Below are 19,253 nucleotides of genomic sequence, written 5' to 3' on the forward strand. Positions count from 1 at the left end.
AGACTGAAACGCAGTCCAGGTGGGAAACCCAGCGCGAAGGCCGGAAGGTAACTTATCTGCGATAGAGGCAACGGGAAGGCGCCTTCCACTTATAAGGCAGCGCCCAATAAGTCGGTACTCGCCTGAGGAATTCCCATGGCGGGCAGGGCTACCTCGCGATCCGATCTCGATAGGCTTGTTGTACCTCAGACCGGACTCGATGTTCAGAATTTCCTCAGCGGCTTGCCCGCACGCCACCGCCAGCTCGCCGACCACGTGCTCACGATAGGCACGACCGATATGAGTCCCCTCCGACGTAGCAGTCCTCGGGAATGCGCGAATATTGATACACCTCGAAGGAGAGCAAACGGCGCGCCAAACAGCCTCTCATCGCACCCAGTCGTACATAGGGCGCATTCCTGTTCCGGCCGTCCCGGGCGATGCTCGATCCATCTCTCCAGAACAGCGGAGCAAGCCAGTGACGCCCACGAAGCTTCTGATTGGGCAGATCGCCATTGTGTTCGCCATCGTTCTCCTCGGCGTGTGGGCTGCCACGCAATGGTGCGCTCATATGCTAGCCTTTCAGGAACAACTCGGCGCGCCATGGTTTGTCGCGGCTGGCTGGCCGATCTACGAGCCGTGGAAACTGTTGGAATGGTGGTTCCAATTCGATGCCTATGCGCCCGAGGTATTCGACAAGGCGGGCATGCTTGCGGGCACCAGTGGATTCATGGGCTGTGCCGCTGCGATCGCTGGTTCCCTCTGGCGCGCGCGCCAGCGCGGCTTGGTCACCACCTATGGCTCCTCTCGATGGGCGGCGACGCGGGAGATCGAGAAAGCAGGGCTGTTTCAGCCGGCAGGCGTCTTCCTCGGCAAACTGAAGGACCGGTATCTGCGTCATGACGGGCCTGAGCACGTCATGGCCTTTGCGCCGACACGTTCCGGCAAGGGCGTCGGACTGGTTGTCCCAACCCTTCTCTCCTGGTCCGGCTCGGCCGTCATTCACGACATCAAAGGCGAGAACTGGCAGCTGAGCTCCGGCTGGCGGTCGAGGTTCTCGCATTGCCTTTTGTTCAATCCGACTGATCCGCGATCGGCCCGCTACAACCCGCTGCTGGAGGTACGCAAAGGTTCGGACGAGATTCGCGATGTCCAAAACATCGCCGACATTCTAGTCGATCCGGAAGGCGCGCTGGAGCGGCGGAATCATTGGGAGAAGACCAGTCATTCACTCCTCGTCGGCGCTATCTTGCACGTGCTCTACGCCGAAGAGGAAAAGACTCTTGCCCGCGTCGCCACCTTTCTGTCGGACCCGCAACGCTCGTTTGCCGCGACTTTGCGGCGAATGATGACGACCAACCATCTCGGCTCGGTCAATAAGCCTGAGGTCCATCCCGTCGTGGCCTCGGCGGCACGAGAGGTGTTGAACAAATCGGAGAACGAACGTTCAGGCGTCCTCTCGACCGCCATGTCTTTTCTCGGCCTCTACCGTGATCCGACCGTGGCGGCGGTAACATCGGACTGCGACTGGCGCATTGCCGATCTGATGGATGCGGAGTGGCCGATGTCGCTCTATCTGGTCGTGCCGCCATCGGACATCTCGCGCACCAAGCCCTTGGTGCGACTGATCCTGAACCAGATCGGCAGGCGGCTGACGGAGCGCCTCGAGGGTGACCCAAAGAAGAGCCGCAAGCATCAACTGCTCATGATGCTGGATGAGTTTCCGGCGCTCGGTCGCCTCGACTTCTTTGAGACCGCGCTCGCGTTTATGGCCGGTTACGGAATTCGTGCCTACTTGATCGCGCAATCGTTGAACCAGATCTCCAAAGCGTATGGCGACAACAACGCCATTCTGGACAACTGCCATTTGCGAATTGCCTTTTCCTCCAATGATGAGCGCACGGCCAAGCGAATCTCGGACGCGCTTGGCACGGCCACGGAACTCAGATCCATGCGCAACTATGCGGGCCACCGGCTGGCACCTTGGCTCTCGCATGTCATGGTGAGCCGCCAGGAAACCGCCCGCCCGCTGCTGACACCGGGCGAGGTGATGCAATTGCCGCCCGCGGACGAACTGGTGCTGGTTTCGGGACTGCCCCCCATCCGGGCCAAAAAGCTGCGATACTATGAGGATCACAATTTCACCGAGCGGGTGCTGCCTTCGCCGGTGTTGCGCGACGGACCCTACGCGGACTGCCCGATGTCGCGGCCGGACGATTGGACTGGGCAAGTACGCGGCGTCGACCGTCGTCTTGCGTCCGACGATGAAAGCGCTGGCGCCGCGCTTGCGGACGAGGGAGGGATTCAGCAGCAGCGCCATCCTGGCCTACCCGAAGAACATACCGCCGTCACCCAGGAACCGGACCAGGACGATCTGTCCAGACCCGCAGACGATGATAGCGAGGCGATGGCGGACAAGCGCGTCATGGACCGGATCTCCACCGTCGCAGGTGCCTATGGCATCAACGAGGGAAGGGACGATGATAAGGATATCGTCCCCGGCTTCTGAACGCTTTCCGCAGCTCGGGCGTATCTCAGCGTAGATAACGGCCGTAAGCAATTTTGGGCATCTCGATAATGCTTGTTCCGCCGCCGGCCCGCCAGCGCCGGCCAGTTGGAACAAGCGCATGAAGCCCCACCGCATTCGTCACCAGTTTCTGCTCGAACCGGAATTGAGCGAGAAGCTGGACAACCTCAGCCGCGATCCCTCGACCACAAAATCCGCGGTCGTCGCGAAGGCCGTAGAAGCTTTCATCGAGCGGCGTGGCGAGAATGAACTCGATCGGCGCTATGGCATGAGGCTGGACCGTCTTTCCCGCGACCTCAGTCACGTCAGGCGCGATGTCGACATGACATTGGAAAGCTTGGCGCTCTTCATCCGCTTTTCGATCACGCTTCATGCCCACACGCCTGTTCCGGACAAGGCGACGCAGGCGATTGCTCAGGAGCGTTTCGACAAATTCGTCGAGCAGGTCGGTCGCCAGATCGCATCGGGGAAACGCTCGTTTGGCAAAGACAATGGCGGAGGAGGGGAAGGATGAGCGCTCATCCAGAGGCCGACCACCGACGCCGCGCCATGCTGCGCACCGCCATGGGTCCGACGATCACTGAGGCGCTGGCCGATCCATTGGTCATCGAGGTGATGGTCAATCCCGATGGTGCGCTGCGGCTCGACCGGCTGGGAGAAGGCCGAATCGATACGGCCGTGCATATGCATCCTTCCGAGGCGGAACGCATCATCCGCCTGGTCGCTTCCCACGTGCGTGCCGAGGCGCATGCGGACAATCCGATTGTCAGCGCCGAATTGCCATCGGGCGAACGCTTCGAGGGACTGCTGCCGCCTGTCGTGCTGGCGCCTTGCTTTGCCATCCGCAAACCAGCCGCAAAGCTCTACACGCTGGCCAACTATGTTGCGGATCGCATCATGTTGCCGCTGCAGGCCGATGCGTTGATAAAGGCAGTCCGAGAACGGCGCAACATCCTTGTCGCCGGAGGCACGTCGTCGGGTAAGACGACGCTTGCCAATGCGCTGCTGGCCGAAGTCGCCGAATGCGACGAGCGAGTGATCCTCATCGAGGACACCCGCGAACTGCAATGCGCAGCAAAGGACTGCGTTGCCCTGAGAACCAGGCGGGGCTCGGTCACACTCGCCGATCTCGTGCGCTCGACGCTCCGGCTCCGCCCCGACCGCATCATCGTCGGTGAAGTCAGGGGCGCGGAAGCGCTGGACATGCTCAAGGCATGGAACACCGGGCACCCCGGCGGCATCGCCACGGTTCATGCCAATTCGGCGCGCTCTGCCCTCTATCGCATCGAGCAGCTTGCACAGGAAGCTGTCGTCACCGTGCCGCGCCGCCTCATCGCCAATGCCATCGATCTCATCGTCTTCATCGCGGGGCGCGGCTCGTCGCGCCGCATCGATGCAATCGCTGAGGTCACAGGTCTCGACGGCAGCGGCGACTACGCCCTCACCCCACTCACGCCTCCGCAACTCCAGCAACTCTGAAAGGCCCCCTTATGCGCAAGAAGCTCCGCTTTCTTTCGTTTGCCGCGCTCGCGTTTCTTCTCACAGTTCCGGCGCACGCTGCCGGCTCCGGCATGCCTTGGGAACAGCCGCTGCAGCAGATCCTGGAATCGGTGCAGGGACCGGTCGCCAAAATCGTCGCGGTGATCATCATCATCACCACCGGCTTGACCCTTGCCTTCGGCGATACTGCAGGCGGTTTCCGCCGGCTGATTCAGATCGTCTTCGGCCTGTCGATCGCCTTCGCCGCATCGAACTTCTTCCTCTCGTTCTTCTCCTTCGGCGGCGGGGCGCTCGTCTGATGGCCGCCGGAGTGCAACATATCGAGGGCTTCGAGGTTCCCGTTCACCGGGCCTTGACTGAACCGATCCTGCTGGGCGGCGCGCCGCGGGCGGTGGCGATCCTCAACGGCACGGTGGCTGCGGCCATCGGACTAGGCTTGCAGCAATGGATTGCCGGGCTAGTGCTCTGGCTTGGCGGCCACACGCTCGCGGTCTTTGCCGCAAGGCGCGATCCCGACTTTGCCAGCGTGCTTGTCCGTCACCTTCGCCTGAGGGGATGGCTCGCATGCTGAACCTTTCGGAATATCGCGGCAAGGCCGACCGGCTTGCCGACCATCTGCCCTGGGCAGCACTGGTGGCGCCCGGCATCGTGCTCAACAAGGACGGCAGCGTTCAGCGGACTCTTCGGTTTCGCGGGCCCGATCTGGAAAGCTCGACCGAAGCCGAACTCATCGGCATCTGCGCCCGGGCCAACAATGCGCTTAGACGCTTTGGCTCCGGCTGGACATTGTTTTTCGAGGCCGAGCGCATCGAAGCGCTGGGCTATCCGTCCTCGCGTTTCCCGGACGCGGCGTCATGGCTGGTTGATGAAGAACGGCGTGCTGCCTTCGAAGGCAAGGTCGCGCATTTCGAGAGCCGCTATCACCTGACCTTGCTGTCCATGCCGCCACCGGACGCCCAGGCGCGGGCGGAAAGCGCGCTCGTCGACTCGCATCATTCAGAAGGCGAAAGAGACTGGCGCCAGGAGATGGCGCGGTTCCGTGACGAGACCGACCGTGTGCTGGATCTTCTGTCGGGCTTCATGCCCGAAGTGCGTCCGCTCGATGACGCCGAGACGCTGACATACCTGCACGACACGATCTCGACCCGCCGCCATCCGGTCGCCGTGCCGGAAATGCCAATGTATCTGGACGGCATCCTGGTCGATGTGCCGCTTACCGGCGGCTTGGAGCCGATGCTGGGTGAGCAACATCTTCGCACACTTACCATCCTCGGCTTTCCGAACCTCACCCGGCCCGGAATCCTCGATGCCCTCAATCATCAGGATTTCGCCTATCGCTGGATGACGCGCTTCATTCCGCTCGACAAGACCGAGGCCACCAAGACGCTGACCCGCTTGCGCCGGCAGTGGTTTGCCAAGCGCAAATCGATCGTCGCAATCCTGCGCGAGGTTGTAAGCAACGAACCCGTTCCGCTCGTCGACAGCGACGCCGACAATAAGGCGCTCGACGCCGATGAAGCACTTCAGGCGTTGGGCGGCGATCATGTCGGCTTCGGGTATCTCACTGCAACGGTGACGGTATGGGACGAGGATCGCCAAGCCGCCGCTGAGAAACTTCGCGCGGTCGAGCGCATCATCAATGGGCTCGGGTTCACCACCATCCGCGAAAGCGTCAATGCGGTCGAAGCCTGGCTCGGCTCGCTGCCGGGTCATGTCTATGCCAACGTTCGTCAGCCGCTCGTTCACACGCTGAACCTTGCCCATCTCATGCCGCTTTCCTCGGTGTGGGCCGGTCCTGCGGCGAACGAGCATCTGGCTGAAGTCACTGGACGAGAGGCCCCGCCGCTCCTCATCGCCGAAACCAGCGGGTCGACTCCGTTCCGGCTTTCTTCCCATGTCGAAGATGTCGGCCACATGCTGATCGTTGGACCGACCGGCGCCGGAAAATCGGTGCTGCTTGCCCTGATCGCCCTGCAGTTTCGTCGCTATGCCGGCGCGCAGGTCTATGTCTTCGACAAAGGCAATTCGGCGCGCGCGGCAACGCTCGCCATGGGTGGAGAGCATCATGTCTTGGGTTCGGACGGTGCGCTTGCCTTCCAGCCACTGCGCAATATCGGTGATCAGGGTAGGCGCAGCTGGGCAGCTGAATGGATCGCCGGCCTGATTGCCCATGAGAACGTCACCCTCACGCCGGAGGTGAAGGAGGCGATCTGGTCGGCGCTCAACAGCCTCGCCACCGCGCCGGCGCAGGAGCGCACGCTGACCGGTCTGTCGGTCCTGCTTCAGTCCAATGCACTGAAGTCCGCCTTAATGCCCTACACGCTCGACGGTCCCTTCGGCCGATTGCTCGATGCCGATGACGATCGGCTGGCCTTGTCGGATGTGCAGTGCTTCGAGACCGAGGAGCTGATGCATAGCCAAAGCGCTGTGCTGCCTGTGCTCACCTATCTCTTCCATCGCCTTGAGGAGCGGTTCGACGGGCGACCGACGCTGCTCATGCTCGATGAGGCCTGGGTCTATCTCGACAATCCGCTTTTTGCTGCCCGCATCCGCGAATGGCTGAAGGTGCTGCGAAAGAAGAACGTATCGGTGATCTTCGCCACGCAGTCGCTTGCCGACATCGCCGGCTCTGCAATAGCGCCGGCGATCATCGAGAGCTGCCCACAGCGCATTTTTCTCCCCAATGATCGTGCCGTGGAACCGCAGGCACGGACTGCCTATGAGCGCTTCGGTCTCAACAACCGGCAGATCGAACTGATCGCCCGGGCCACGCCGAAGCGGCACTACTATTTGCAGTCGCGCTGCGGCAACCGTCTCTTCGAGCTCGGGCTCGGCCCCATCGCGCTTGCACTTTGCGGCGCCTCGGGTCCAGCCGCGCAAAGCCTGATCGACAGGGTCCTGTCCGAGCACGGGCAGGACAGCTTTGTCTTTCGCTTCCTCGGCGCCCGCGGCCTCGATTGGGCGGCCGAGCTTCTCCAGCAATTCCCTCAACCAACCAAGGAGCAATCGTCATGATGCGGCGCCGCTTTCTCTCGGGCCTGATCACCCTTTCGTTGATCGCCAAGCCGATGGCCGACTACGTGCAGCCGGCCTACGCGCTCATCGTGTTCGATCCGTCGAACTACGCTCAGAACGTGCTCACGGCGGCGCGCTCGCTGGAGCAGATCAACAACCAGATCCAGTCGCTCCAGAACCAGGCGACCGTGCTGCAGAACATGGCACGCAATCTTCAGAGTCTGGATTTTTCTTCCGTGGGTCAGCTTACCGGCTCGCTCCAACGGATCGACGGTCTGATGGACCAGGCAAGTGGCCTGAGCTTTGATCTCAACAAGCTTCAGGACCAGTGGCGTAATCAATATCCGGAAAGCTACGACGCCACGATCAAGGTCAGCGATGTAGCGAGCGCCGCACGTGACCGCTGGCAAAGCGCAATGCAGGCATTCCGTCAGACCATGGGTGTTCAGTCGCAGATCGTCGAGAATGTTCGCGGTGATGGCGACCTGCTTGCCGATCTCGTCAACCGCAGCCAAGGCGCGGCCGGTGCGCTTCAGGCAAGTCAGGCCACTAACCAGCTCCTTGCGCTTTCGACCAAGCAGCAGATGCAGATCCAGACGCTGCTCGCAACGCAGTTCCGCGCTGAGGCCGAGGATGCGGCGCGCAAGGCGCAGTCCGAGGAGGCCGCGCGCGAGACGACAAAGCGCTTCCTCGGCACAGGCACGGCCTATCCCGGCAACTGATCACCAATCTCTTGACGACGAGGAAGGCGGCATGAACGACCTTGGGGTCATTGATCGCTTCATGGAGACCTTCATCCGCTACATCGATAGCGGGTTCGGTCTGCTCTCGGGCGATGTCGCCTTCCTTACCACGACCCTGATCGGCATCGACGTCACACTTGCCGGCCTCGCCTGGGCATTCGGCGGCGAACCCAACATATTCGGCCGGCTCATCCGCAAAGTGCTCTATGTCGGCGTCTTTGCCTTCATCTTGAATAACTTCAAGAACCTCGCCGACATCATCTATCGGTCCTTCGCTGGCCTCGGCATCAATGCGTCCTCAGGCAATCTCTCCGCCGACAATCTCCTGCATCCGGGCCGCATTGCCGCAACCGGTTTCGAGGGCGCCTGGCCGCTTCTCGATCAGGCAAGCCAGCTTCTCGGCTTCCCAGAAATCTTCGGCAACGCGCTCACCATCTTCGTGCTGCTCGTGGCCTGGTTCCTGGTCATCATCGCCTTCTTCATCCTCTCCATCCAACTCTTCATCACCATCCTCGAATTCAAACTCACCACTCTGGCCGGATTCATTCTTGTGCCCTTCGCGCTTTGGAACCGGTCAGCGTTTCTCGCCGAGCGCGTGCTCGGCAATGTCATCTCGTCGGGCATCAAGGTGATGGTGTTGGCCGTCATCATCGGCATCGGCTCCACGCTCTTTGGCGAGTTCGCTTCCGCGCTGCAAGGCAAGGAGCCGGATCTGGCCGCCGCCATGTCACAGGTCCTGGGCGCCTTGGCGCTCCTTGGTCTCGGCATTTTCGGACCTGGGATAGCCTCCGGTCTTGTCTCGGGCGCGCCGCAGCTTGGCGCGGGCGCCGCACTTGGAACCACGGCAGCCGCAGCCGGTGCATCGCTCGTTGCCGCAGGCGCAGCATTTGCCGGCGCGCGCACGGCAACCGGCAGCGGTCTCACCGCACTCCGTGCCGGCACGACCATGGGGTCAGCGGCTTCTACGGCCTGGCAGATCGGGCGCGCAACATCGCCCGAGTCCGGCCTGTCCGGTGTAGCTGCTGGAATGCATGGTGTGACCAGCGCCGCCGGCGGCGCCGCAATGCGGGCGGCACGATCTGCCGCAGGAGGCTTCGGGCGCAGCGTTGATGCCGGGCGCGAAGCTGCCTGGACCGCGACCGGTGGTGCGCCGACCGCATCCATGACCGGAAGCCCTACTGGTCCGGTCGCTGATGCCGCGCCCGGCTGGGCCAGGCGCCTGCGTTCCGAACAGACAGCCCGTGCCCACCGTCACACCGCCATGCAGGCCGTCCGTGAAGGCGACAGGCCGGGAGGCAGCGCCAATCCCTCTCTCAACGACAAGGACGACTAAATGCTATTCAAGCGACCCATTCAACGTTACGGCAAGACGCCCGAGCCGGTCACGCCGTATCAGAAGGCCGCGCAGCTCTGGGACGAGCGCATAGGCTCATCTCGAGTGCAGGCCCGCAACTGGCGGTTCATGGCTCTTGGCTGTCTGACCTTGGCGGCCGGACTTTCCGGCGGACTCGTGTGGCAGTCGATGCAGAGCCGCGTCGTGCCTTACGTCGTCGAGGTCGACGGCTTCGGCGAGGCACGCGCCGTTGCGCCGGCAATCCGGGGCTACGAGCCCTCCGATGCCCAGATCGCGTGGCATCTCGGCCGCTTCATTCAGAATGTCCGTTCCGTTTCCACCGATCCGGTGCTGGTGCGGCAGAACTGGCTTTCGGCCTATGACTTCGCCACCGACCGCGCGGCGCTCTTTCTCAACGAGTACGCCAAGGCGAACGATCCTTTCGGCCAGATCGGCACACGCAGCGTGTCGGTGCAAGTGACCAGCGTGGTCAGGGCTTCCGACAGCTCGTTCCAGGTCAAATGGGCCGAGCAGGTTTTTGAGCGCGGCAGCCTTGCCAGCACGACGCGCTGGACCGCGATCCTCACCATCGTGATCCGCCCGCCAAGTAATACTGACCAACTGCGCAACAACCCGCTCGGCGTCTTCATCAATGCGATCGACTGGTCGCGCGAGCTCGACAGTGCTGCGCCGACGTCCGTTTCCCCAAAAGGAGTCCACCAATGAAGAATAGAATGTCGTCGGTCCGTGCCGTGCTGATCCTGTCGGCCTCTACAGCAGTCCTCTCCGCCTGCGCGTCGAAGCCGGTACCGCCGCCTGAGATTTCCTATGATGCTGCCGATTTCAAACCAGCCGCAATCGAGAAGCCGCCGGAGAAGCCGGTCAAGATAGTCGAAGTGCCAAAGCCGCTGCCGTTGCCAGGTCAGCTACAGCCCGATCCGGGCAGGGTGGCCGATGACAAGCGCTCTCCTGAAGAACGGGTCTCCGATGCCAATAAAGCAGCGACGCAGCAACCCACCAGGTATGGGTACGTGAATGCGGTTCAGGTCTATCCATTCGCCGATGGCGCACTCTATCAGCTCTATGCCGCGCCGGAGCGCGTTACCGATATCGCACTCCAGCCGGGCGAGAAGCTAACAGCCGTGTCGGCCGGCGACACGGTGCGTTGGGTGATCGGCGATACCGTCAGCGGCACCGGTGACAATCAGCGCACCCATGTGCTGGTAAAACCCTTCGCGCCGGGACTTAACACAAATCTGGTGATCACCACGGAACGACGCACCTACCATTTGCAGCTTCAAAGCACCGAGAAGACCTCAATGGCGGCGATCTCCTGGACCTATAGCGAGGACCAGATCATCGCGCTACGCCAGCGCAACGCCCAAGCCGAGGCTGCCACGCCGGTGGCGTCGAATGTGGCGCTCGAGAATATCCGCTTTCGGTATTCAATCACCGGCGACACACCACCCTGGAGGCCGACGCGCGCTTTCGACGATGGCAGCAAGGTCTATATCGAATTCCCCCGTCGCATTGATCAGGGTGAAGCGCCTCCTCTCTTCATCGTCGGTGCCGATGGGGACAGCCAGCTCGTCAATTATCGCATGCGCGGCAACTACTACATCGTCGATCGCCTCTTTGGCGCTGCAGAACTGCGTCTAGGCAGCAAGCAGCAGCAGGTGGTGCGCATCACCAGGACTGACGGCCGGCAACCGCCGCGGCGGATTCCGCTCTTTGCGCGGCCCAGCAGGTGAGGGGAGCGCTCATGACCGATACTTCCCGATCCGATGCGCCGCCGAAACTCGATCCCGAGCAGCTGCAATTGCGAGCCTCGCCCCGCCGCGCTGTCCGATTCAGGCGCGGTGTGATCATCGCCATCGCTGCAGTCGGATCCGGTGCCATTCTGGGCGTCACGATGATGGCGCTTCAAGGACCGGCATGGCGTATCAAGCACCAGGCAGAGGACCGCTATAACACCGAGCGCAAGCCACCCGCCGAGGGACTAGAAGCGCTTCCCAAGGACTATTCCGGGATCATGCCGAAGGCCCCTGTGCTCGGACCGCCACTGCCCGGCGACCTCGGTCGCCCCATCCTTGAACGCCAACGTCAGCTCGGCATCGCGCCAGGGCAGGATATCTCCGCCGAGGAGCAGCGCCTTGCCCAGCAAGCAATTGAGGCGCGCGAGTCGCAAGTCTTGTTCCGGATCGACAATCGACCCAGACAGAGAGATGTCGCCGGCGGCGGGCCGAGTGCGCAGCAGCCGTCTGAGGCGCTTCCGCAATCCGGAGCGACGCGCACGTCAGCTTCCGTTGCCCCAGCCGAGGGTGACCAGAACAACCAACAGCGCAAGCTCGATTTTGTCAGTCAGCGAAACACAAGCGGGATCTACAATCCGCATGCGCTGCAGACGCCGGCCTCGCCCTACCAACTGATGGCCGGCAGCGTGATCGCGGCCAGTCTCGTCACCGGCATAAATTCCGACTTGCCTGGCCTTGTCGTCGCGCAGGTCACCGAGAATGTGCACGACACAGTCACCGGCAGCATTGTGCTCATTCCGCAAGGCTCACGCCTCATCGGCACTTATGACAGCGTCGTGGCTTTTGGGCAGAGGCGCGCATTGCTGGTCTGGCAGCGAATAATCCTGCCCGACGGTTCCTCGATCGAAATCGACAATCTGCCAGCGACGGATACTGCCGGCTATGCTGGGCTTGAAGACAAGGTCGATTTTCACACCTGGCAGCTGATCAAGGGAGTTGCTCTAGCGACGCTACTGGGCGTTGGTACCGAGTTGAGCTTTGGGGAAAACGAAAGCGACCTAGTTAAGGCGATCCGGGAATCCACTCAGCAAAACATCAGTCAAGCCGGCCAGCGCATCACCGAAAAGAACCTGAATATTCAACCCACCATTATCGTCCGCCCCGGTTGGCCCCTACGCGTGATTGTACACAAGGATCTTGTGCTGCGCCCATACCCGACTTGAACAGGAGTAATCATGGCAGATCTGAAACTTGGAAAGCTTCCGGACCGGACACCTTCGAAGATGACCATCACCGTTAGCGCGGACCTGAACCAAGCACTCAAGGACTATGCGGCGCTTTACCGCCAGACCTATGGCGAGTCTGAAACGGTAGCGGAACTCATACCTTTCATGCTGGCAGGGTTTCTGGAAGGTGACAGAGCGTTTGCCAAGGCCAGAAAGGAAAGCTTGCCCGCCGGCATGTCAGAGAAATCGCGACGCGTGTCAGGTTCAGATTCCGAGTAATCGAAGCATAAAGTTGGTCAATTGGCGCAGCCGCCCGGGTGCCTAATTTCCCGGCGGTCGCGGCCTACCGATCCGTCATGTAAGGCCTATGCGCGAACTTCGAGCAGCTGGAGGTCAAGTAAGTGCCTGGGCGGCCCGGAAACCGCGAACAGGCGCAGGGCGTGCTAGCCGCACTGATGCATGGTTTCAGACCCGTGGGAACGCCGTGCGGTTGTTACTCAGAATGAGCTCATCTCAAAGGGGCATTCAAGAGCCGCAGCGCTGAGTAGCGGAAGCCGCAATGGGGTGCGTCGCTGACATTCAGTGAAAGACTGGGCCGAACAATCCAACCTGCTTGGGCGGATACGAAGTGGAGCCCTGCCTGCAGGGTTCCGGCGGGTCCCAGCCCTCTGCCATGCGACCCCCTTTGGAAAATACCCGCGTCGTCACAGCATCGTAAAGTGGCGTCATATGCACTATCGAATTGTTAGCTGCTGGTTTCGGCGATTTTGAGGAGGTTCGCGATCGACTGAAGACGGTGACGTTCGTCTGTGGCACTCAGACTGCCACTGAGTGCCTGGCCGTTCCACTTTCGAAATATTTGTCGAACTTCGCTGCAATGCTCCTTACAAAGGGACGACTTTCCGCCGATACGACGTAACTGTCACCTTGGAGTTCAAGCGGTCGAGCAGGGTCGCCAATGGCGATGGAGCTTGCTTGGAAAAGAAGCTTTTGTCCGGCTTCCCCGAAGCGTTCCACCAGATCGGCTGCTGAAAAGCCGAAATCGCACATCAAGCGCTCGATGATCCAGCCGCGAACACGGTCATCTTCGGAAAACGCGATGCCGCGGACCGTGGCCAGATGTCCCCCCTCGACCATGCGTCCATATTCGGCTGTCGACGGCATGTTCTGCGAATAGCCCTGTCGAAACCGGCTGATCGATGACGGCCCGAGCCCGATCAGTGTTTCGCAGCGATCCTCGGTGTAGCCCTGGAAATTGCGGCGGATTGTTCCCGCGCGAGCCGAGACTGCAAGCGCATCATCCGGCCTGGCGAAATGGTCTATTCCAATCGCCTCGTATCCGGCGCCCATGATCAGACGGGCGGCAATTTGCCACTGAGCGAACCGTTCGGCCGGACCCGGCAACCATGCCTCGTCGATCATAGTCTGATGCTTCTTGAACCAGGGCACATGCGCGTAGCCGAACAGCGCCATCCGGTCCGGCTCCAGAGTCAGCGCCTGCGCCACGGTGGAACAGACGCTCTCCCTGGTCTGATGCGGCAGGCCGTAAAGCAAATCGAGGTTCACGGACCCTACGCCGCGAGAGCGAATGTCGTCTACAACCGCCTTGGTCTGCAAAAAGCTCTGCTCGCGATTGATCGCCTTCTGCACCTTCGGATCGAAATCCTGAACGCCGAGGCTCGCCCGCGCCATGCCGATCTCGGCAAGTGTATCAAGGCGGGCTTCGTCCATGTCGTTGGGTTCGATTTCGACGCTGATCTTCGCATCGGCAAGAAAATCGAAGCGATCCCGCAGGACAGTTCCCAAGGCTATCATATCCTCGGGCTTCAGCATGGTCGGCGAGCCGCCGCCGAAATGCACGGCGCGGACATGGGCCTTGCCGCCGACAAGACCGGCGACAGTCGCGATCTCCGCGTGAAGCGAGCGGAGATACGAAGCCACCGGCTCGTAGCGGCGGGTCTGCTTTGTATGGCACGCACAGAACCAGCACAGCCGGTCGCAATAAGGGATGTGCAGGTAGAGCGAGACCTCGTCACCGCTTTCGAGCGCCTTCAACCAGCTTCGATAGACATCAGCGTCGACGCCAGGATGGAAATGCGGCGCGGTCGGGTAACTGGTATAACGCGGGACGTTCTCGCCAAGCCTGGCAGCTAATTCCGGTCTCATTTGGTGGTCCGCCGTTTTTGCCTCGCCGGAAGTCTGGACGCGTCGAAGAGCCAATGCCCTGATTTCGGTCAGCCTCCAGCACGGACAAACTGCCGCAAGGATTTCTCTGCCATCGCTTGCTATCCTGTCGAAACTTGGGATCGGTAGCGCGAGCGTAATGACAGTACGGCAAGACATTCACAGTTCCGGCATTCCCGTTCTTTGCCTGTCTTGCGCAGCACGACTTCGCGGCGTCTGCGCTGCGCTCGATCCAAACCATTTGGTTGGGCTCGCCAAAACTTCGTCGCGGCACAAGCTCGAGCCGGGGGTCGAACTGATCGCCGACGCCGAGGCCGTCGACAGCTATTCAAACTTGCTTTCAGGCGTTGTGAAGCTGACGAAGTGCCTTTCGGACGGCCGCCAGCAGATTGTCGGTCTTCGGTTCGCACCGGATTTTCTGGGACGGCCCTTCAAGGTGAAAAGCACGATCAATGTGGAAGCGGCAACCTCCGTCTCGCTGTGCTCGTTTCCGAAGGCGGCCGTTGAACGGATAATGAAGGAATCACCGGGACTCGAGCATCGCCTGCTCAAGCAGACGCTGGACGAACTCGACGAGGCACTTGAATGGATGGTGACTCTCGGGCGCAAGACCGCACCGGAGAAGGTGGCGAGCTTTCTCCTCATGATCGCCCGGAATATGGATTCCAGTATCGACCCGGCGGCTGGGTCGGCATGCTTCGATCTGCCGCTGACACGTGCCGACATCTCTGATTTCCTTGGACTGACGAACGAGACCGTGAGCCGCCAGCTTACGCGATTGCGGGCTGACGGCGTGATCCGGATCGAGAGCAAACGCCATGTAACGGTCGACAGCATGAGCCGGCTGGAGCAGCGCTGCGGCGGCCGAGGCGCGCGGCAACCGGCCTTTGAATGAGACCTAAGCGTCGGGGCCTTCGTCGCTTATTACGATCCGCGGCAGGACATGCTCGCGTTCGAAAGCGATGTGTCGCCGCAAGCCTTCGAAGAAGCCGCGTAGCATGAATCCGACAGCTTCCGCGCTCTCTATCGGATCACCATGACCGATCGCTAGGAGCGTTTCGGCCACCTCGCCAGCGAAGCATTGATCCTCAAGGTGCTCGATGCGCAACCGGCTGGTAGAGGCAAGTTTGGCCTCGGCCGGGGTCAAGTGCGCCTCATACGCAGGGAAAATCACCCTCTCCTCAAACCCATGAATGTCACGGAGCAGCGGAACGATCTTCTTGGCCGTTCCAAGACATTTGAGGCGGTCGACGTTCGGCAGTGCATCGGCAATGCTTTCCAGCGAGAAGCAGAGCTCCAGCTTTTCCCGATGGGCAAGCTTCATGACCTCGCCCGGAATCGCCTCTGTGCCGGCCTGGCGCGAGAAAGCCGCACTTGTCCATGAGCGGGTTGGCCCGTGCTGCGTTTCCTTGTTCAAATCGCCACCTTCTGATTGCACCGAACTCGATGCTGCCCGAAGCAAAATCGTGCGGCTCTGACATGGATCAGGGCGAGCAGGCGGCAACTACGGAATTAATGCACCGCGGATTTGGCGTCCGCGCATTGGAATCCTGGTCGGGGACATGTCATGAAATTCGGCACGGAGATCGTCGTTCTAAGCCTGTTTGCTTTTGCGGCCCTGGTGGCTGCCGGCTTCGGCGTAGAAGGACCTTTTCGCCAGCATATGGGGGTTTTGTTCGTCGCCGTGGCTGGCTTTACCGCGATCCTGCTGCGCAACACAGATTTCAAGCCGGCGGCTCCGGTCGACACCTCCGCCTACATGGATGGCCCAATCCGCTACGGAGCCATTGCAACGGTATTCTGGGGCGTCGTCGGCATGCTCGTCGGTGTGATCATTGCCCTGCAGCTGGCATACCCTCACCTCAACATCCAACCCTGGTTCAATTTCGGCCGGCTGCGGCCGCTGCACACATCCGGCGTCGTCTTTGCTTTCGGCGGCAACGCTTTGCTTTGCACGTCTCTCTATGTCGTGCAGCGCACGTGCCGCGCCCGGCTGTTTGGCGGCAAACTGGCCTGGTTTGTGTTCTGGGGTTACCAGCTGTTCATCGTCATGGCCGCGACCGGCTACCTGCTCGGCATCACCGAGAGCCGCGAATACGCGGAACCCGAATGGTATGTGGACATCTGGCTTACCATCGTCTGGGTCGCCTATCTCATCCTGTTCCTCGGCACGATCCTGAAGCGCAAGGAGCCGCATATCTACGTCGCCAACTGGTTCTACCTGTCCTTCATCGTGACCATCGCGATGTTGCATGTGATCAACAACCTGTCGATGCCGGCCTCCTTCCTCGGCTCGAAGAGCTACTCCGCCTTCTCCGGCGTCCAGGACGCCTTGACGCAATGGTGGTATGGCCACAACGCCGTCGGTTTCTTCCTCACCGCCGGGTTCCTCGGCATGATGTATTATTTCGTGCCCAAGCAGGCGAACCGGCCGGTCTATTCCTACCGCCTGTCGATCGTCCACTTCTGGGCGATCATCTTTCTCTACATCTGGGCCGGCCCGCACCACCTGCATTACACCGCCTTACCCGACTGGGCGCAGACGCTCGGCATGGCGTTCTCGATCATGCTGTGGATGCCGTCATGGGGCGGTATGATCAATGGCCTGATGACGCTGTCTGGCGCCTGGGACAAGCTGCGCACCGATCCGATCATCCGCATGATGGTGATGGCAGTCGCCTTCTACGGCATGTCGACCTTCGAAGGTCCGATTATGTCGATCAAGACGGTCAATTCGCTGTCGCACTACACGGACTGGACCATCGGCCATGTCCATTCCGGCGCGCTCGGCTGGGTTGGCATGATCTCGTTCGGCGCAATCTACTACATGGTGCCGAAACTGTGGAATCGTGAACGTCTCTATTCGCTGCGGCTCGTCACCTGGCACTTCTGGCTGGCGACGCTCGGAATCGTCGTCTACGCCGCGGTGATGTGGGTTTCCGGCATCATGCAGGGCCTGATGTGGCGCGAATACAACGAGCAGGGTTTCCTCGTCTACTCCTTCGCCGAAACCGTCGCTGCCATGCATCCCTTCTACGTCATGCGCGCCATCGGCGGTGCGATGTACCTCACCGGCGCCCTGCTCATGGCCTGGAACGTGACCATGACCATTCTTGGCCACGAGCGCGAAGAGCAACCAATGCCAGGTTCCGAGCCCGCCCTCCGGCCTGCCGAATAGGGAGCCAGACAATGGGCTTGATGGACAAACACGCGATCATCGAGAAGAACGCCACGCTTCTTCTCGTTGGCTCTCTTCTTGTGGTGACCGTCGGCGGCATCGTCGAGATTGCGCCGCTCTTCTATCTCGACAACACGATCGAGAAAGTCGAAGGCATGCGGCCCTACTCGCCACTGGAACTCGCCGGACGCAACATCTATGTGCGCGAGGGCTGCTACCTCTGCCACAGCCAGATGATCAGGCCTTTCCGGGACGAGGTCGAGCGCTACGGCCACTACAGCCTGGCCGCCGAGTCGATGTACGATCATCCCTTCCAATGGGGATCGAAGCGCACCGGGCCCGATCTCGCCCGGGTCGGTGACCGCTATTCGAACGCATGGCACGTCGCACATCTTTCCGATCCACGTTCCGTGGTGCCGGAATCGATCATGCCGAGCTATGCGTTCCTGAAGGACGCTCCGATCGAGGTGAAGGACTTCTCGACGCATCTGGTTGCGAACGCGCGTGTTGGCGTCCCGTACTCCGATGACATGATCGCGCACGCCAATGCCGATCTGATGGCCCAGGCCGACCCGAATGCCGATGCCTCCGGCGTCGAGAAACGCTATCCGAAAGCCAAACTCGGTGATCTGGACGGCAATCCGCAGCAGGTGACCGAGATGGATGCCCTCGTCGCCTATCTGCAAATGCTGGGAACACTGGTCGATTTCAAGACCTATGGCAATGCAGCCGGCTACCGCTGAGGGGGACGCAATGAGCTATAATTTGATGCGGGAATTCGCGGACAGCTGGGGTCTGCTTGCCATGGCGCTCTTCTACGTCGGCTGCATTGCCTTTGCCTTGCGTCCCGGCGGCAAAACACAGGCCGATCAAGCCGCCCAGATTCCACTCAAGGACGACTGATCATGAGCAGCGAGCATATCGATGAAGTCTCGGGCATCTCAACGACCGGTCATGAATGGGACGGGATAAGGGAACTCAACAACCCATTGCCCCGATGGTGGGTGATAACCTTCTACATCACCGTCGCTTGGGCGGTGGCTTATACAATTGCGTATCCGGCTTGGCCGATGCTGTCTTCCGCGACCAAGGGTGTGCTTGGCTATTCTAGCCGCAACGCTGTCAAGATTGAGCTGGCGGCTGCCGAAGCCGCCAAGGGCAAATATGTCGCGGCCATCCAGCAGAAGACCGTATCCGAGATCGCAGCCGACGACGCGCTGCGTGAATTCGCGGTAGCGGCCGGCGGAGCTACCTTCAAGGTCAATTGCGTGCAATGCCACGGCTCGGGCGCCCAAGGGTCGAAGGGCTTTCCAAACCTGAACGACGATGACTGGCTGTGGGGCGGCACGACCGAGCAGATCCAGCAAACGATCGCGCACGGCATCCGTTTCGCATCCGACCCGGATACTCGGCAGTCGGAAATGCCCCCCTTCGGTGACATCATCACGCCCGAACAGATCGCACAGGTCGGCGCCTATGTCGCCAGCCTCTCGGGCAAGGTCCAGGATGCAAGTCTTATCGAGCCCGGCGCCAAGGTATTCGGGGAAAACTGCGTCGCCTGTCATGGCGATAATGCGAAAGGCAACAAAGAGCTCGGCGCGCCCAATCTGACCGATGCGATCTGGCTCTACGCACCCGGCGAGACAGCCATCGCCGTCCAAGTCCGCGCGCCGAAGCACGGTGTCATGCCGGCCTGGATCGGGCGTCTCGGCGAGACCAAGGTTAAGGAACTTGCGGTTTATGTCCATTCGCTTGGCGGCGGAGAATAGGAACGGAAGCCTATTCTCGGCCCTCCCCGCCAAGCGACGGGGCCC

General features: G+C 61.1%; 19 protein-coding genes. 17 read left to right on the forward strand and 2 right to left on the reverse strand.

Features of this window, described 5'->3' with window-relative positions; translation table 11 throughout:
* Window positions 1-457 precede the first annotated feature (457 nt).
* The 12 genes from Amn_RS06805 to Amn_RS06860 all read left to right on the forward strand — a co-directional run bounded on the left by Amn_RS06805 (window position 458) and on the right by Amn_RS06860 (window position 12,356).
* Complete coding sequence (locus Amn_RS06805; protein ID WP_202295878.1) at window positions 458-2,488, forward strand: conjugal transfer protein TraG; 2,031 nt, start codon at window positions 458-460, stop codon at window positions 2,486-2,488.
* A 118-nt stretch (window positions 2,489-2,606) separates the two neighbouring features.
* Window positions 2,607-3,020, forward strand: coding sequence for a hypothetical protein (locus tag Amn_RS06810; RefSeq protein WP_006329210.1), 414 nt, complete (start codon window positions 2,607-2,609; stop codon window positions 3,018-3,020).
* Entirely contained in the window at window positions 3,017-3,985 is a 969-nt protein-coding gene (gene trbB, locus Amn_RS06815) for a P-type conjugative transfer ATPase TrbB (protein WP_202295876.1), read from the forward strand. Before Amn_RS06810 ends, trbB begins: the two co-directional genes overlap by 4 nt.
* Before the next feature lie 11 nt (window positions 3,986-3,996).
* The gene (locus tag Amn_RS06820) at window positions 3,997-4,305 is read left to right on the forward strand and encodes a TrbC/VirB2 family type IV secretion system protein (RefSeq protein WP_286295268.1); all 309 of its coding nucleotides are present in this window, start codon (window positions 3,997-3,999) and stop codon (window positions 4,303-4,305) included.
* Window positions 4,305-4,577, forward strand: a complete 273-nt coding sequence (locus Amn_RS06825; RefSeq protein ID WP_006329217.1) for a VirB3 family type IV secretion system protein — start codon at window positions 4,305-4,307, stop codon at window positions 4,575-4,577. The genes Amn_RS06820 and Amn_RS06825 overlap by 1 nt, the downstream gene beginning before the upstream one ends.
* Window positions 4,571-7,021, forward strand: coding sequence for a conjugal transfer protein TrbE (gene trbE / locus Amn_RS06830; RefSeq protein WP_202330392.1), 2,451 nt, complete (start codon window positions 4,571-4,573; stop codon window positions 7,019-7,021). The genes Amn_RS06825 and trbE overlap by 7 nt, the downstream gene beginning before the upstream one ends.
* Window positions 7,018-7,743, forward strand: coding sequence for a P-type conjugative transfer protein TrbJ (trbJ, locus tag Amn_RS06835; RefSeq protein WP_065004902.1), 726 nt, complete (start codon window positions 7,018-7,020; stop codon window positions 7,741-7,743). The genes trbE and trbJ overlap by 4 nt, the downstream gene beginning before the upstream one ends.
* A 31-nt stretch (window positions 7,744-7,774) precedes the next feature.
* On the forward strand, window positions 7,775-9,097 hold the full coding sequence (trbL, locus tag Amn_RS06840; protein WP_027033454.1) for a P-type conjugative transfer protein TrbL: 1,323 nt from the start codon (window positions 7,775-7,777) through the stop codon (window positions 9,095-9,097).
* On the forward strand, window positions 9,098-9,823 hold the full coding sequence (gene trbF, locus Amn_RS06845; RefSeq protein WP_202295869.1) for a conjugal transfer protein TrbF: 726 nt from the start codon (window positions 9,098-9,100) through the stop codon (window positions 9,821-9,823).
* Window positions 9,820-10,848, forward strand: a complete 1,029-nt coding sequence (gene trbG, locus Amn_RS06850; RefSeq protein WP_064987383.1) for a P-type conjugative transfer protein TrbG — start codon at window positions 9,820-9,822, stop codon at window positions 10,846-10,848. Before trbF ends, trbG begins: the two co-directional genes overlap by 4 nt.
* A gap of 11 nt (window positions 10,849-10,859) precedes the next feature.
* Window positions 10,860-12,074, forward strand: a complete 1,215-nt coding sequence (locus Amn_RS06855; protein WP_202295863.1) for a TraB/TrbI/VirB10 family type IV secretion system protein — start codon at window positions 10,860-10,862, stop codon at window positions 12,072-12,074.
* 12 nt (window positions 12,075-12,086) lie between these two features.
* A complete protein-coding gene (locus tag Amn_RS06860; RefSeq protein WP_010914026.1) occupies window positions 12,087-12,356 on the forward strand; it encodes a DUF2274 domain-containing protein in 270 nt (89 codons plus the stop codon).
* A 537-nt stretch (window positions 12,357-12,893) separates the two neighbouring features.
* Here Amn_RS06860 and hemN read toward each other — a convergent pair.
* A complete protein-coding gene (gene hemN / locus Amn_RS06865) occupies window positions 12,894-14,243 on the reverse strand; it encodes an oxygen-independent coproporphyrinogen III oxidase (RefSeq protein WP_286295274.1) in 1,350 nt (449 codons plus the stop codon).
* 157 nt (window positions 14,244-14,400) lie between these two features.
* Between hemN and Amn_RS06870 the strand changes: the two genes are divergently transcribed.
* Complete coding sequence (locus Amn_RS06870) at window positions 14,401-15,156, forward strand: Crp/Fnr family transcriptional regulator (protein WP_202295860.1); 756 nt, start codon at window positions 14,401-14,403, stop codon at window positions 15,154-15,156.
* Between the two features lie 3 nt (window positions 15,157-15,159).
* Here the strand turns inward: Amn_RS06870 and Amn_RS06875 are convergent, their stop codons facing one another.
* Window positions 15,160-15,699, reverse strand: a complete 540-nt coding sequence (locus tag Amn_RS06875) for a hemerythrin domain-containing protein (RefSeq protein WP_010914029.1) — start codon at window positions 15,697-15,699, stop codon at window positions 15,160-15,162.
* Between the two features lie 129 nt (window positions 15,700-15,828).
* Here Amn_RS06875 and ccoN point away from each other — a divergent pair, with 129 nt between their 5' ends.
* The 4 genes from ccoN to ccoP are packed head-to-tail and all read left to right on the forward strand — an operon-like array spanning window position 15,829 to window position 19,208.
* On the forward strand, window positions 15,829-17,439 hold the full coding sequence (gene ccoN / locus Amn_RS06880; protein WP_010914030.1) for a cytochrome-c oxidase, cbb3-type subunit I: 1,611 nt from the start codon (window positions 15,829-15,831) through the stop codon (window positions 17,437-17,439).
* Window positions 17,440-17,450: 11 nt separating this feature from the next.
* Entirely contained in the window at window positions 17,451-18,182 is a 732-nt protein-coding gene (gene ccoO, locus Amn_RS06885) for a cytochrome-c oxidase, cbb3-type subunit II (RefSeq protein WP_286295277.1), read from the forward strand.
* 10 nt (window positions 18,183-18,192) lie between these two features.
* Complete coding sequence (locus Amn_RS06890; protein ID WP_202295854.1) at window positions 18,193-18,342, forward strand: cbb3-type cytochrome c oxidase subunit 3; 150 nt, start codon at window positions 18,193-18,195, stop codon at window positions 18,340-18,342.
* A gap of 2 nt (window positions 18,343-18,344) precedes the next feature.
* Window positions 18,345-19,208 (forward strand): cytochrome-c oxidase, cbb3-type subunit III, encoded by an 864-nt coding sequence (gene ccoP, locus Amn_RS06895; RefSeq protein ID WP_010914033.1) that lies wholly within the window; start codon window positions 18,345-18,347, stop codon window positions 19,206-19,208.
* The last annotated feature ends 45 nt before the right edge of the window (window positions 19,209-19,253 follow it).

Source organism: Aminobacter sp. Y103A (assembly GCF_030294925.1).
Classification (GTDB): Bacteria; Pseudomonadota; Alphaproteobacteria; order Rhizobiales; family Rhizobiaceae; genus Aminobacter; species Aminobacter ciceronei.